We start from the raw sequence: 13859 nt of genomic DNA, 5'->3' as shown, positions 1-13859 counted from the left end.
TGCCCTCGCTCGGAATCGCCTTCATGATCTCGTCCCAGACGCCAGCGCGGAGCCAGCGGTTGAACCGAGTGTGCACGGTCTTCCAGAGGACATCGCCCGAGACCTCGATGCCATACCACCCGCACCCGGTGCGCGCCTTGAACAGGATGCCGTCGACCACCGCGCGGCCGTCGATCAGCCGATGGTTCGGCGGCTCCCACGCCTTTACGACTGGTTCCACCAGGGCCCACACCTCGTCGGTCAGCGGCGGTGGCACCAGCCGCCCCGACTCGGCGAACCACTTGGTGAGCGTGCACCCCTTGTTGGTCTTGCGCTCGGGCATCGGCCCCGTGACCGTGACGTGCACGTCCAGCAACGCGAGGATCTCGCCCTGTTCCTCGGGCGTCATGTCGGCCAGCCGAGTGCGCGCCAGCTCGGCCAGCGCTGCGAGGTCGTTCGCACGCTGCTCGGCGGCCTGGGTCTCGTCCATCCAGCGCTGCGCCTCGTCGCGCATCTCCTTGAGCTGTTCCAGTTCCCCGGTCAGCGTCGTGACGACCTCCTTGATCGTGGAGGCGGGCACGTTCAGCTTGGCATACGTGGTCAGGGTCTCGGTCATGGCCTTCTCACGGTCGGCCACCTGCTGATTGAGGTCGGCCACCCGGGCGCGCTGCGCATCCTGGTCCGTGTCGGCCATCCCCACCCACTCAGCCGCCATCACCCGGAGCTGGTCAGGGTCACCGAGAAGGCTGACGACCTCGGCCCAGACTGCGGCCTCAAGCTCGTTGGCGGGAATCTGCGGATCGTCGCACGTCGGCGCGTGAGCGTACTCCTCCTGCCGGCCCTTGCAGCGATACCAGCGACCGGGCCCCTTGTGACGCTTGCCGCCGATGTAGTGCTTGCCGCACTGGGCGTGCACCCGACGCGACAGCGGATAGACCCCGGATTGCCCCTTTGGCTTGCCCGAGGGTTCGCCCACGGCGGCCTTCAGGTCGGCCACCTCTCCCGGCGTGAAGATCGGGTCAAGCTCGATGCGGACGGTTTCGCCGTAGAGCGGCTGGCCGTTCCGGTCGAGCTTCGGCCCCCGGCCGTTCTTCACCTTGGTGTTGCGGAAGATGAAGACCGCTTCGAGGACTGCGGTGGACATCAGCCGGGCGCGCAGGTTCTGATGCGACCACGGCTTGCCGGAGCGGGTGAACAGACCCTCGGCGTTCAGACGCGCAGCGGTCTGGCGCATGGTCAGCCGGAACTCGACCAGCAGCTCACGGGCACGGCGCAGCACCTTGACCTCAGCCGCGCACTGGATGAGCCGGGAAAGACCCTTCTTGCCCTGGTCCTCGATCTCATAGCCGTACGGGGGCGGACCGCCGACCCAACCACCCTCCTCGGCCTTCTCCTGCAACCCGCCTTGGGTGCGCTGCCGGATGGTCTCCCACTCGGTCTCGGCGTAGTCGGCGTCACGGCGCATCTTTTTGCGGCCCTCGACCGTGGTGTTGTCGTAGTCGTCCTGGACAACGCCGACGTAGATGCCCATGTCTTCGAGTTCCCAGACCCACCGCCAGAAGGCGCGACCGGTCCGCCCGATGGCGCGGCCCTCATTAACGACGACGATGTCGAACGGCTTGGGCTTCTCCCGGGCCAGCTCCATCACCTTGTTGAGGTCTTCGCGCTGGTGCGCCTCAAAGCTGCCGCTGATGCCCTCGTCACAGAAGGTGCCGACGTGCCGCCAGCCCTTGCGCTCGATGTGGCGCAGGATCTTCTTGGTCGAGTACTGGACGCCGTAGCCCTTGGCCTGGTCCTCGGTCGAGACGCGGGCATAGGCCACCGCTCGGAGCTGACCGCCGGACGTCACCCGCTCGATTACACCCGTGGCGATGGCTGTGTTTTGCTTGTTCACACTGGGCTTCGCTTTCTCTCAGCACTTCGGCCCGGTCGGGGGTGCCACCTCGACCGGGCTCATTCGTGTCAGACGAATGCGGCGGTCACGTCGGCCCAGATGTGATCCAGGACGATCGGACAGGTAACGAGCTGGCGGACCCCCAGGTTGTGAAGCTCGGGGTTGGCCTCGATTGCGTTGCTGACGAGGTGACGGACGGTGTCGGCGTCGTAGGTCTTGGCCATCGCCGCGTGGCCAGCCGGAGCGCGCCAGTTGATGCGGTACATGTGGGGCTCCTCAGGGGAGCCGGGCGGTCGCTGACGTTGTGCCTGTTGATAATGAGTTCGCTCGGCGTGCTGTGACTCACTCCAGCCGACCCGTCAACGCAGGCTCAGCGCACGGCGAGCGGCATTGATGACGTTGTGGGCGTCGGCTCCGTACACGGCCGACTCGCGCAGGGTGGCCCAGACCTTCGAGTACAAGCCGATGTTGTCGGCGTCGTCCAACCACATCTCGGCGTGCCAGTCCTCCGCGACCACCAGGCGGTCATCGAGGACCCAGAAGCCGTTGGCGGGCACGATCTTGACAGAGGCCGTGAACGGGATGACGCCCAGCTCCACCGTGTTCATGCCGAGCATCCCGGTAAGGCGGTCGAGCTGAGCGGCCAGCACGGAGGGCGGGCAGATCAGCGACCTCAACGCGGCTTCCCATATCAGGACGTGCAGCTTGCGGCCAGGGCGGTACAGCCACTCTTGCCGCTGCGCCCGGGAGCGCACGGCGGCCTCAACGTCGCTGGCTCCGCCCAGCAGCTCGGAATAGCGCTGAATGACGTGGCGCGCGTACTCGGGGGTCTGCAACAGACCGGGGATCACCGACTCTTCCCAGATCCACATTTTCGAGGTGCGGTCGATCTCCGCACTCAACCCCTCGTGCTGCGGCTTGAAGCCGTTCGCCAGCGCTCGACGCCATGACCTGATGTGGGACTCGAACCCCTCCAGCCGGGCGGCAAGCTCGGCGTACACGCCCGGCTGCTCGGTCGCGTCGGCCCACGCCCTCAGGTCCTCGGGGCTGGCGGTCTGTTTGCCGTTCTCCAGCTTGCTGACCTTGGAGCCCTGCCAGCCGAGCCGCTGGGCGAGCTGCTGACCGGTGAGCCGACCACCAGGACAGGTGAACCGCAGTTCGCGCAGTCGCGCGCCCAGGGCCACCCTGGCTTGCTGATAATCGGTGCTCACCGGTCGCACGTCATTCGGTCGCGGCGAACTGGTCGAACGGCACAGCGTGGTGCATTGCCGCGTCACGCACAATGGCGTAGCGAACGACCTCGGCCGGTTCTGTGATCAGCTCGATGTCCGTAATGTTGTCGGCGTCATCGAAGTGCAGGACGGCGACGATCCGTGAGTCGAAGATCCAGAAGTCTTCGGCGGGCAGGTCGGCGGCGTCCTCGCGCCACAGGTAACGGATGTCCTCGCCGACCGCCGCGTTGTGCCGGGCGTAGTCGAGCAAGAACCGCTGTTCGGTGGTCATCGGGCGGTCGGCCAGGCGCACACGTCCGACGCGCTTGCCTGCCTCGGCCTGGGCCTTGATGTTGACGAACCAGGGCTCGTTGGGGTCGCAGGGCGAGGAGCCGGTGGCGAGGAAGGCCTGAAAGTCAGGGTCCTCCCGGTCCGAGGCGTAGCCGCGTCGGGTCTCCAGCCGCCAGGCGGTGTGCTTGAAGGTCTCGAATAAGCGGCGGAAGGTGGCCCGGTCGACCATCTCGGGCACCCGCTCCATCTCCTTCGGCCCCCAGTTCACAAGCAGTTCGCGCGGCACGGCCACCGCTGCATCGTCCGGCCCGAAGTGCTTGAGCTGCGCGAGGTCTGCGGGGTCAGTGACGGGCGTGCCTTGAACGATGATCTCGCCGGTTCCCTCGTCCGTGTGCAGGGCGGGGCAGCCGTCGACCTTGCTGTCTGTGCCGGTAAAGCGAAGCTGACGAGCCATGGACTCTCTCCCTTCCAGGGGGCTTGATCCAACAGCATGAACCGGGGGCGGTGCGCGGTTCTACGGGGTCAGGCAGGGTCCAGGAGAAAATATCAGCAAGGTTGACGCAGTGTGGAGCAAATTCGAGAAAACAGCGTACCGCCGGACAACTACCAACTTCTAGCGTCCGGTTCATGGCGACCAAAGAACAGCAGGACATCGATCCATTCACGGCGATGGAGTCCCTAAGGTCAGCGCTGGCCGATGCCGGAATCGCCCTCCCCTCCCTTGCCGTTGACGCTGCTTCCCCACAACTGCGGCTGGTGGAGCTGGGGCGAGTTCGCGCCGACGTGGCCGCTCGCCTCGCGGTGGCTCTGCAACGAGGAGGCCAGGAGTGAACACCTTCGAGAAGTCACCGACGATGCTCAGCCACGGCAAACTGCCGTACCCGGCTGGCACGTTGGTGATGGACACCATCTCGGGACGCACGGGCAACCTGATCGGCGTGATCGAGGAGCGCACCAAGGAGGGCAACAAGGTGGTCAGCCGACAGGCGTTCATGCGTCCGGAGGGTGGCGGCATCGAGTGGGACGTGCCGCTGGAACGCGTCAAGCTGGTCAGGTAGTTCAGCCGTACACAACAGCACCCCGAAATCGGCAAGTTGACTTCGGGGCGCTTGTGCATGTCGTGCGCTACTATCAGTAGCAGTGGGCAAGTTGCTCCGCGCGTCTGTGCGCCCCGGGTTGATAACGGGAGGGCAGGACAAACCAGCCTAAGTGACTGGGCACGGTGCATTTCGCAGCCGCCGTGTCGATGATGTCAGTCATGACTCCGGGTTGGTGGGTAGGGCAAGACCGCACGACTGCACAACCCGGGCCGCACGTCGGCCCACCCGAGAACATTTACGCGCCGCATCAGCGTAGGTGTCTCGGTCCCGACCGAAAGGGACGGATCGAGGCTGCCTACGCCACCGATTCCGACCCATGACAGGGAAGGTAAGGATCGGTGGACGGCACCGCCATCATCATTCTCGCCATCGCTGGCGTGGCTTCCGTGCTGCTTTTTGCAGTAAAGGGGCTGCTGGACCAGGTTCCGGACGTGATCGACTCCGCCGGGCGAGCACGCGACGCCTGGCAGCGCTTCAAGAAGCCTGAGCAGCCGCACCGGGCGCACGACCAGGAGCCACCCATAGCCGCATAGGGCGGTCATTGGGTCTCCGCCGCTCTCCCTGGACGCAGAAAACCGCTCCGGGTGCTCGGGATGCCCGGCGCGGCCTTCTGTGCGCCGGTAGGGCCCTCCGTAGCCGTGAATCCCGCCCCCGGCCGCCTCTCACCGCCGCGTCATCCGGCCCCCCTGTCGCCCCCCGCGATCTCCCCGATCTCCGCCGGCCCGACCCGGCAGCAGCCGCCGACGAGTCGGGCGCCGGCCCGCTGCCACGCCTCCACCCGCCCGGGGTCGAACGTGGCGCCCCCGGTCCAGCTGCCGGACGCCGCGTCCCAGTGCTCGCCGCTGTTCGGGTAGGCCACGGCAGGCCTGCCCGTCGCCTCCACCGCCGCCCGCACGGCGGTCTCCGCCTCGGCGGGGTCGCAGCAGTTGACGCCGACCGCGATCACCTCGTCGCGCCCCCGCGCCAGGCCGAACGCCTCGTCCAGCGGCTGCCCGGCCCGGGTCCGGCCCCCGGACACGGTGTAGGAGAGCCAGACCGGCAGGCCGTACTCGCCCGCCACCCGCAGCAGCGCCCGCGCCTCGTCCATGTCCGGCACCGTCTCCAGGGCCAGCGCGTCCGGCCCTGCGGCGGCCAGCGCCTCGATCCTGGGGCGGTGGAAGCGTTCCAGCTCACCGACCGTGAGCCCGTAACGGCCCCGGTACTCCGCGCCGTCCGCCGTCACCGCCCCGTACGGCCCGACGGACGCCGCCACCCAGACGTCCCGGTCCACCGCGCCGGCCGCCCGCCGGGCCAGTTCGACGCTGCGGGCGAACAGCCCGGCCGCCCCCTCCCTTCCGATCCCGCGCCGCGCGAACCCCTCGAAGCTCGCCTGATAACTGGCCGTGATGAGCACCTGGGCGCCCGCCCGCACATACGCCGTGTGGGCCGCCTCGATCTGTCCGGGCCCGTCGGCGAGCAGCCGGGCGGACCACAGCGCGTCGGACAGATCGCAGCCCTGCGCCTCCAACTGGTTGGAGAGCCCGCCGTCCAGCAGGACCGTGCCCTCGGCGAGCGCCGCGGCGAGGGGGCGGCCCGGCCCAGGCGTCATCGCGACTCCGTTCTCAGCTCAGCTGGGACTGGACCTGGGACGAGATCAGCTCCAGCTGGTCCAGGTCGTCCAGGTCGAGCACCTGGAGGTAGATGCGCGACGCCCCGATCGCCGCGTACCGGCCGATCTTGTCGACCACCTCGGCGGGCGACCCCGCGAGCCCGTTGGCCTTCAGCTCGGCCACGTCCCGGCCGATGACGGCGGCCCGGCGCGCGACCTCCGCGTCGTCCCGGCCGACGCAGACGACCAGCGCGTTGGAGTACACCAGGTCGTCCGGCTTGCGGCCCGCCGCCTCGGCCGCCTCCCGGACCCGGCCGAACTGCTTCTCGGAGTCCTCCAGGCCGGCGAAGGGGATATTGAACTCGTCGGCGTACTGAGCGGCGAGGCGCGGCGTGCGCTTCGCGCCGTGCCCGCCGATCAGCACCGGGACCTTGGCCTGCGCCGGCTTGGGCAGGGCGGGCGAGTCCGTCAGCTGGTAGTACGTGCCGTCGTAGCTGAACGTCTTGCCGACCTCGGTCGCCCACAGCCCCGTGACGATCGCGAGCTGCTCCTCCAGGCGGCCGAACTTCTCCTTCGGGAAGGGGATGCCGTACGCCTTGTGCTCCTCCTCGAACCAGCCTGCGCCCAGGCCCAGTTCGACCCGGCCCCCGGACATCTGGTCGACCTGTGCCACCTGGATGGCGAGGACGCCGGGGAGCCGGAACGTGCCCGCCGTCATCAGCGTGCCGAGGCGGATGCGCTTCGTCTCGCGGGCCAGCCCGGCCAGCGTGATCCAGGCGTCCGTCGGACCGGGCAGGCCGTCGCCCTGCCCCATCCGCAGATAGTGGTCGGAGCGGTAGAAGGCGTCGAAGCCGAGGTCCTCCGTGGCCTTGGCGACGGTGAGGAGGGTGTCGTAGCCGGCGCCCTGCTGGGGCTCGGTGAAAATGCGAAGATCCATGCCTCCATCCTGCACCCGCGCGGCCCGCGCATCCCTCCCCGACCCCTTCCGCGTCGCCGCGTCCGCCGGGCAGCGCTCACTGAATGCCGGTCACCGGGCCGACCGGATCGTGCAGTACCCCGTGCGGGCCGTCCCGCTCCCTGGCGCGCTCCCGGTCCTCCCGCTGCTCGCGCTCCCGCTCGTCGAGCAGGCGGAGCATGCCGCGCACCCGGTCCGTGGACTCGTCGGCGGCGTCGATCGCCTCCATGCACTGCCAGTACAGGCTCTGCTCATCGGTCTCGCAGGCCACCCCGACCAGGGCTATGCCGACCTCTCCGAGCAGCGCGGCCAGACCCGTCAGGGCCGCGCGGGGATCGGCCACTTCGGTCAGCCGCGCCGCCCGGGCGACCCCCGCGCGGGCCGCCGGGTGGTCCAGCGCGCCGCTGCTCCTGCCGCCGATCTCGCTCAGGGCGCTCGCCTCGCCCCGTAACGCCTTGGGACCGCTCGCCGCCAGCCGGCTGCCGACCGCCTGAGCCAGGGCCTGGGCCTGCCACGCCTCGGCGATGATGTCCGGTGTGCCCCGGCTCTCCGCCAGCGCCTGCCTGATGACCGTTACCAGCCGCTCCGCTTCCATCGTCTTCCCCCGTTCGACCGCGAAAACCCGCTCACCACATTCACTACCCACAGTGAGGGTGGCCGCACCGGAACGCCAGAGGATTTCGGAAATCTGTGGACACTCAATCGAGTGTGGACAAGTCGATCACTCCGAAGAGTGACGATCTTGGCCGTTCGTTGATCCGTGGGCCGGTCCCGGCGCGGGGCCGGAGGCGGATTCCGGGACCGGGAAGCGCGACTCGTTGCGTTCGATCTTGGCCGCGAGCGCCGCCAGGACGTCGATCCCCAGCGCTTCGCAGAACTGGAGGAGGTACGCGAGCACGTCCGCGACCTCGTCGGCGACCCTGGGCGCCGTCGCCGGGTCCTCCATGACCCGCGCCGACTGCTCGGGGGTCAGCCACTGGAAGATCTCCAGGAGTTCGGCGGCCTCCACGCTCAGCGCCGCGGCCAGGTTCTTCGGGGTGTGGTACGGCCCCCAGTGGCGCGCGGCCGCGAAGCCGGCCAGCCGCTCCTGGAGGGTCCGTACGTCGAGTTCGGTCACCGGTCTCCTACGCTCCCGGCACCCCGGCCGCCGTGACGCCCTCGACCTCCATGCCGACGGGCGACAGGAGGAAGACGTTGCGGTCCACCCGGTGCATTCCGCTGCCGAGGCCGAAAACGACACCGCTGGTGAAGTCCAGGATGCGCTTGGCCACATCGCCTTCGGCGCTGGTCAGGTCGAGCAGCACCGGCACCTGGGCCACCAGGTATTCGGCGACCTCGCGGGCGTCGGCGAAGACCTGCACCCGCAACACCACCATGCGCCGCTGCTCGGCGGCCTCCGGCTCGTCCTGGACGGTGCGGTGATCCACCCTGGAGGGCCACTCGTTGCGGCTGCGCAGCGGTACGACCTGGGCCAGCCCCTCCCACTGCTCGTCCGTGACGTCGTACCTGTCGTACCTGCTCACCGGACCACCCCGTCCGCACGTCGGTCGGCGTTGTGCCGGCTGCGCTCACTGTTCATCGGGCGATTGTCCCCCGGCTCACCCGTTCGGCCTACGAGCGACACGGCTCAGGAATCGATCGCGCCCGCCGGAATCACGTCCGAGGGGTCCGCGACCGTGACGGGCCGGTTCGGGGCGGTGCCGGCGTCCAGCGGGGTGAAACGGATCGGGAGGTGTGCCAGCGCGCGGTGGAACGGGCCGGGCCGCCACAGCAGTTCTTCCGCCGGGACGGCCAGCTCCGCGTCGCACAGGAGGCTGGTGAGCTGTTCGATGGCGGTCATCGCGATGAGCAGGGCCGGCTGCTTGGCGGGGCAGCGGTGGGGCCCCGCCGACCAGGCGAGGTGGGCCCCGGCCCCGGACCGTACGCCGTCGTCGGAGACGGGCGGGGCGGACTGCGTGTTGGCGGCGGCGTACGAGACGAGGACGAGCTGTCCGGCGCGCAGCCGCACCCCGTGGAACTCGGTGTCGTGGCGCGGGTAGTGGGCGGCGAGGTTGGCGAGCGGCGGGTCCCGCCACAGCACCTCGTTGATCGCCTCGTGGGCGGTCATCGCGCCGCCGTGCAGGGAGCCGGCGTAGCGCTCGTCGGTGAGCATGTGGAGGGTGGCGTTGCCGATGAGGTTGGTCATCGGGTCGTTGCCCGCGCTCATGACGAGGGTGATCTGGCGTACCGTCTCGTCGTTGTCGAGGCCGGCCGGGTGGGCGAGGAAGTACGAGGTGAGGTCGCGGCGCGGTCTGGCCCGCCGTTCGGCGACGAGGCGGGTGACGACGTCGACGAGGTCGGCGTACGCGGCGGCGGCGTCCGCGGCGGAGTTCATCATTCCGGCGACGCCGTCGACGATGCGGTCGCCGTCCCCGGGGTCGGCGCCGAACCAGGTGACGAAGATGTGCATCGGGAGCCGGCGGGCGTACTGGGCGATGAGGTCGCCGCTGCCGGTGCCGGCGAACCGGCCGATGAGCTGGCGGGCGACGCGGGCCACCTCGGCGCGCAGGACGTGCGGTTCGATGAGGGCGAGGCTGTCGTTGATGGCCTGGCGGTAGCGGGCGTGCACCGCGCCGTCGCTGAACAGCGCGGTGGGACGGTGGCCGAGGACGGGCAGCACCGGCGAGTCGGGCGGGACGGTGGCCTGCCAGGCGCGGGGGTCCTTGCTGAAGGTGTGGGTGTCGCGCAGCAGGTCGATGGCGGCCTGGTAGTCCGTGACGAGCATCGCGTCGATGTCGGGGGCGATCCGCACCGGTGCGAGCGGGCCGTGCTCGCGCAGGGCGCGGTAGTGGCCCTGGGGGTCGGCCGCGAAGGCCGGGCCGAACAGCGCGAGGGGCTGCGGCGGCGGTGCGTACGTGGTCATGAGGCGTCCTCGGGCTGCGGCATGCGGGTCAGCACGTGTTCGGCGAGTGCGATCAGGGCGTCGATGCTGCCGCGGCGTTCGCGCGCGTCGCACTGGATCAGCGGGGTGGTGTCGTCGAGATCGAGGTGCTTGCGCAGGATCTCGTCGCTGTGCGCGGGCGCGTCGGGGAAACGGTTCACCGCGACCGCGTACGGCAGTCCCTGCTCCTCGACCATGTCCATCACGGCGAAGGAGTCGGCGAGCCGGCGGGTGTCGACGAGGACGAGGGCGCCGAGCGCGCCGCGGGCGATGTCCTCCCACAGCGGCAGGAACCGCTCCTGGCCGGGCGTGCCGAACATGTAGAGGACGAGGTCGTCGGGGACGGTCAGGCGGCCGAAGTCGATGGCGACCGTGGTGGTGGTCTTCTCGGGGAGTCCGGCGGTGGAGTCGATCCGGGTGCTGGACTGGGTCATCGCCTCCTCGGTGTGGAGGGTGGCGATCTCTGAGAGCGTACGGATCAGGGTCGTCTTGCCCACGCCGAAGGGACCCGTGACGACGAGTTTCATCAGGGTCCGGGCGGCGGCGGGCAGGTAGCCGACGCCGGTCCGGTCAGGGGAGGGAGCGGAGTCCAACGAGCAGCCTCTCGACGAGCGACCTGTCGATCTGCCCGGCACTGGGTATCGGCGGTCGGATGAGCAGTAGTCCGGTGGCCGCGAGGTCCGTGGCCAGGAAGACGGTGGCGCTGACCGGCAGGTCCAGGTGGGCCGCGCACTCGACGACGGTGAGGGCGCCCGGTTCCAGCAGGGCGCAGAGCCGGCGTGCCTGTGTTCCGGCGTCGTCGGGTACGGGCGCGTCGGTGCGTACGAGTACGGCGAGCCGGTCGAGCGCGGGGCCGGCGGGGCGGGGCCGGCCGCCGGTGACCAGGTAGGCGGGGATCAGACGGCGTGCTGGGCCGGGGGTCATGGCCGGGCGGCGGTGTCCGGCTGCCGGGTGGGTGCGTGCATCGCCCGGGTGAGCGCGGTGACCTGGACCTGCATCTGGTAGGCGATGTCGCCGAGTTTGGCGCCGGGTTCGGCGAACAGGGCGAGGGTGGTGTTGCGGCCGGCCGGTACGACGATGGCGAAGCCCAGGTCCGATTCGACGACGGTCTGGGCCAGTTGGGGGGTCTCGACGTCGGTGAAGGCGGTGGTGAAGGCGCGGGCGGCGGCGTGCAGGGTGGCCGTCATCGCGGCGACCCGTTCGCCGGAGGCCCGGTCGAGGCCGGGCGAGGCTCCTTCGACGAGGCCGTCGCCGGTGGCGACCACGGCGTGCTGGACTCCGGGCAGTTCCAGCAGCGGGGTCAGCACCCATGCGAGGTCGCCTGAGTTCGGGCTGGGGGCGCTCACTTCTCGTCGTCTCCTTGGTCGTCCTGGTGGTCGCGGGCGCCGGTGTCCGGTGCGGGGTGCCGCCCGGTGACGCTCCTGCCGTTGAGGGTGCCCTGCTGGAGGGCCGCCCAGGAAGCCCCTGCCGCTTCCGGTGTACGGGACAGCTGTCCGGCGGACGGCTCGGCGGCCCGGGCCGCGGGCGCCGCGGCGGGGGTGCGGCGTGGTGCGCGACGGCGGCGGCTGGGCAGTGCGGCGGGCTCGGTGGCGGCCGTGGTGGCCGCTCCGGCCGGGGCGGCGGGCTGTGCGGGGGCGGCGGCGGACACGGGCGCGGGGGCGAGGGCGGAGAGGTCGCGGTCCTCGTCGAGCACGGTCAGGAGGTGGGCGGGGACCCGCAGGATGGTGCGCATGCCGCCGAACGGGGACGCCTCGATGTGGCAGTCGAAGCCGTACTGCACGACGAGCCGGCCGACGACCGCGAAGCCCGTCTGGGGCGGGTCGCCGAGTTCGGTGAGCAGCACATCGGCGGGGCCGGCGAGGAGGGCGCGGGCGCGTTCGAGCGCGTCCTCGTCCATGCCGATGCCGGCGTCGTCGACGACCAGGAAGGCGCCTCGGCCGCCGCTCTGCTGGACGGTGACCTGCACGTCGGTGTCGGGGTGGGAGTACGCGGTGGCGTTGGCGAGGAGTTCGGCCAGGGCGATGGCGAGGGGTTCGGCGGCCCGGGCGGCGAGCGCGAGGCGTTCGTCGCGCAGGTGGTTGGCGACCTTGATCCGTTCGTAGCCGGCGACGCGTGACTGGGCGCCGAGGACGATTTCGACGAGCGGCGAGTTCTGCCGGGCGAGGCCGGGCCAGGCGTCGCAGAGCACGGCGGTGGACTGGGTGCGGCGCAGGGCGAGTTCGTTGCGGAAGTCGAGCTGGAGGATGCGCGGGTCGTCGTACTCGTGCTGGAGCTCGTGCAGCAGTTGCTGGGACTGGTTGAGCAGCGACTGGATCTTGGCGGAGGTGCCGCGCATCGCGGCGCGGGCCGCCGCGTCGACGCGTCCGCGTTCCTCCAGCACGGCGGTCCGCGCGGCCTGGACGGCCTCGGTGAGCAGGAGGGCGGCGCCGCCGTCGACCTCGGCCGCCTCGCGCAGTCCGGGGACGGTGGCGCTGGGGTGGGAGAGGGCGAGGGCGGCGGCGGGTATCCGTCTGCGCGCGAGCTGCCGGATCTCGTCGAGGAGGGCGGCCGTGCGGGCCTCGGCGGCCTTGGCCTGGCGCTCGGCGAGTTCGGCGCGGGTGACGGCCTGCTGCTCGGAGAGGCCGGTCCGGTACGCGCGGGTGAACCCCGCCACCGCGGCGACGACGGCGATCACTGTGACGATCCATGCCATGTCGTTACCGCGTTTCTGTCGTCGGGTCGGTCCTCCGGTGCGCGCGGCGGACCGGGAGGTCAGCCGGCGCTGCCTGCCGTTTCACCGGCCTGCTCCACTTCCTGTGCGACCGTGGCCACGTCGGTGATGACCTGGACCACACTGGGTCGTTCGGAGCCGTCGAGCTGCCGGTACTCGCTGCCGATGGTGATCACGAGCCGTTCGGGGAGCCCGAGTGCGGGGTAGCGGCCCTCGGCGATGATCTGCCGGGCGGCGTCGATGGAGGGGACGCCGGCGGCGTGGAGGGCGTGGGAGCGCTCGCGGATGTACTCCAGGTACGCGATGTGCTCGCGGACACCGGCCCGGTCGATGACGGGTCCGTGGCCCGGGACGATGGTCTCGGCGCCGGTGGCGAGTACCTGTTCGCAGGCCGCGATGACGTTGCTCAGCGGGCCTTCCCAGTGGCACGGGTGGTCGCCGGGCTGTTCCGGGGACGACGCGAAGACGATGTCGCCGCTGAACACCACGCCCTGGGCGGGCAGGTGGACCATCAGGTCGCCGGTGGTGTGGGCGGGTGCGAGCGAGGTGATCTGCACCGGGTAGTCGCCGAGGGTCAGTTCGAGCTCGCCCGTGAAGTAGGTGGTGGGCCGGACCGGTTCGGTCTGTGACCAGTCGAACGGGCCGAAGTGCCGGGCGAGGTAGGAGCCGAGCGGGGTGGCCGGGTCGCCGCCGATGACGAGGGCGTGCTGCTGCTGCGGCGTGGGCTCGTAGTGGATGTGCTCCCTGGCCTCGCGCGTGACGATGATCTCGGCGTCCGGGAGCACGCCCGCGCCCCAGAAGTGGTCGCCGTTGGCGTGGGTGACGATGACCCGGTCGATGGTGACGCCGTCGGGCAGCCGCTTTCCGGACTCGGCGAGGAACTGTCCGGCGAGCACCGGGTCGTACGGGGTGTCGATCCACAGTGCGCCGCGGGGCGAGACGAGCAGGCCGCAGTTGGCCAGCCCCCAGCCACGCTTCGGCGGGAGCCATGCGTAAAGGCCCCTGCCAAGGTCAACGACATCCCCACCTGTGATCGACATGGACGCGATTATGCCGACCCCTTTCCGGTCGCGCGTTCGAACCTGGACATCCGGTCCCGCCTTTGGCTTGAAACAGCCCTTGACCGGTCATGGGGGTGTACGAGCAGTGACCGTACGAGAGCATGCGCGACCGTCCCCGTACGGAATCTTCCGGTTCAAGCGGGTATACCA

At 70.3% G+C, this 13859-nt stretch carries 17 protein-coding genes and 1 pseudogene; 3 read left to right on the top strand and 15 right to left on the bottom strand.

Annotation, left to right across the window (positions count from 1 at the left end):
• Positions 1 to 34 precede the first annotated feature (34 nt).
• From OG242_RS25780 to OG242_RS25765, 4 genes and pseudogenes are all read right to left on the bottom strand, one after another.
• A pseudogene (locus tag OG242_RS25780) lies at positions 35 to 1801 on the bottom strand (recombinase family protein); the annotation flags it as partial.
• A gap of 140 nt (positions 1802 to 1941) precedes the next feature.
• Entirely contained in the window at positions 1942 to 2139 is a 198-nt protein-coding gene (locus OG242_RS25775; RefSeq protein ID WP_405900406.1) for a hypothetical protein, read from the bottom strand.
• A 93-nt stretch (positions 2140 to 2232) separates the two neighbouring features.
• On the bottom strand, positions 2233 to 3084 hold the full coding sequence (locus OG242_RS25770; RefSeq protein ID WP_405900405.1) for a helix-turn-helix domain-containing protein: 852 nt from the start codon (positions 3082 to 3084) through the stop codon (positions 2233 to 2235).
• A 10-nt stretch (positions 3085 to 3094) separates the two neighbouring features.
• A complete protein-coding gene (locus OG242_RS25765; protein ID WP_405900404.1) occupies positions 3095 to 3829 on the bottom strand; it encodes a DUF6879 family protein in 735 nt (244 codons plus the stop codon).
• A 173-nt stretch (positions 3830 to 4002) separates the two neighbouring features.
• Here OG242_RS25765 and OG242_RS25760 point away from each other — a divergent pair, with 173 nt between their 5' ends.
• From OG242_RS25760 to OG242_RS25750, 3 genes are all read left to right on the top strand, one after another.
• Complete coding sequence (locus OG242_RS25760; protein WP_405900403.1) at positions 4003 to 4206, top strand: hypothetical protein; 204 nt, start codon at positions 4003 to 4005, stop codon at positions 4204 to 4206.
• Positions 4203 to 4433: a hypothetical protein gene (locus OG242_RS25755; protein WP_405900402.1), complete on the top strand. Its 231-nt coding sequence runs from the start codon at positions 4203 to 4205 to the stop codon at positions 4431 to 4433. The genes OG242_RS25760 and OG242_RS25755 overlap by 4 nt, the downstream gene beginning before the upstream one ends.
• A 380-nt stretch (positions 4434 to 4813) precedes the next feature.
• Positions 4814 to 5008, top strand: coding sequence for a hypothetical protein (locus tag OG242_RS25750; RefSeq protein WP_405900401.1), 195 nt, complete (start codon positions 4814 to 4816; stop codon positions 5006 to 5008).
• 140 nt (positions 5009 to 5148) lie between these two features.
• Here OG242_RS25750 and mmuM read toward each other — a convergent pair whose 3' ends face one another.
• From mmuM to OG242_RS25695, 11 genes are all read right to left on the bottom strand, one after another.
• Positions 5149 to 6063, bottom strand: coding sequence for a homocysteine S-methyltransferase (mmuM, locus tag OG242_RS25745; protein ID WP_405900400.1), 915 nt, complete (start codon positions 6061 to 6063; stop codon positions 5149 to 5151).
• A gap of 13 nt (positions 6064 to 6076) precedes the next feature.
• On the bottom strand, positions 6077 to 7000 hold the full coding sequence (locus tag OG242_RS25740; RefSeq protein ID WP_405900399.1) for an LLM class F420-dependent oxidoreductase: 924 nt from the start codon (positions 6998 to 7000) through the stop codon (positions 6077 to 6079).
• A gap of 76 nt (positions 7001 to 7076) precedes the next feature.
• Positions 7077 to 7613 (bottom strand): DUF6099 family protein, encoded by a 537-nt coding sequence (locus OG242_RS25735; protein ID WP_405900398.1) that lies wholly within the window; start codon positions 7611 to 7613, stop codon positions 7077 to 7079.
• Positions 7614 to 7739: 126 nt separating this feature from the next.
• The gene (locus tag OG242_RS25730) at positions 7740 to 8135 is read right to left on the bottom strand and encodes a nucleotide pyrophosphohydrolase (RefSeq protein ID WP_405900397.1); all 396 of its coding nucleotides are present in this window, start codon (positions 8133 to 8135) and stop codon (positions 7740 to 7742) included.
• A 7-nt stretch (positions 8136 to 8142) separates the two neighbouring features.
• Positions 8143 to 8541, bottom strand: coding sequence for a cell division protein SepF (locus OG242_RS25725; protein ID WP_018523534.1), 399 nt, complete (start codon positions 8539 to 8541; stop codon positions 8143 to 8145).
• A gap of 104 nt (positions 8542 to 8645) precedes the next feature.
• Entirely contained in the window at positions 8646 to 9920 is a 1275-nt protein-coding gene (locus OG242_RS25720; protein WP_405900396.1) for a cytochrome P450, read from the bottom strand.
• The gene (locus OG242_RS25715) at positions 9917 to 10531 is read right to left on the bottom strand and encodes a GTP-binding protein (RefSeq protein WP_405900395.1); all 615 of its coding nucleotides are present in this window, start codon (positions 10529 to 10531) and stop codon (positions 9917 to 9919) included. Before OG242_RS25715 ends, OG242_RS25720 begins: the two co-directional genes overlap by 4 nt.
• Complete coding sequence (locus OG242_RS25710) at positions 10509 to 10862, bottom strand: DUF742 domain-containing protein (protein WP_405900394.1); 354 nt, start codon at positions 10860 to 10862, stop codon at positions 10509 to 10511. The genes OG242_RS25715 and OG242_RS25710 overlap by 23 nt, the downstream gene beginning before the upstream one ends.
• Positions 10859 to 11284 carry a roadblock/LC7 domain-containing protein gene (locus tag OG242_RS25705; protein ID WP_405900393.1) on the bottom strand — a complete coding sequence of 142 codons (426 nt, stop codon included), beginning with the start codon at positions 11282 to 11284 and terminating at the stop codon, positions 10859 to 10861. Before OG242_RS25705 ends, OG242_RS25710 begins: the two co-directional genes overlap by 4 nt.
• Positions 11281 to 12630: an ATP-binding protein gene (locus OG242_RS25700; RefSeq protein ID WP_405900392.1), complete on the bottom strand. Its 1350-nt coding sequence runs from the start codon at positions 12628 to 12630 to the stop codon at positions 11281 to 11283. Before OG242_RS25700 ends, OG242_RS25705 begins: the two co-directional genes overlap by 4 nt.
• 59 nt (positions 12631 to 12689) lie before the next feature.
• Positions 12690 to 13688, bottom strand: coding sequence for an MBL fold metallo-hydrolase (locus OG242_RS25695; RefSeq protein WP_405900391.1), 999 nt, complete (start codon positions 13686 to 13688; stop codon positions 12690 to 12692).
• Between the last annotated feature and the right edge of the window lie 171 nt (positions 13689 to 13859).

Source organism: Streptomyces sp. NBC_00727, from assembly GCF_045161745.1.
Taxonomy (GTDB): Bacteria; Actinomycetota; Actinomycetes; order Streptomycetales; family Streptomycetaceae; genus Streptomyces.
This window is presented reverse-complemented; position numbering and strand designations above follow the sequence as displayed.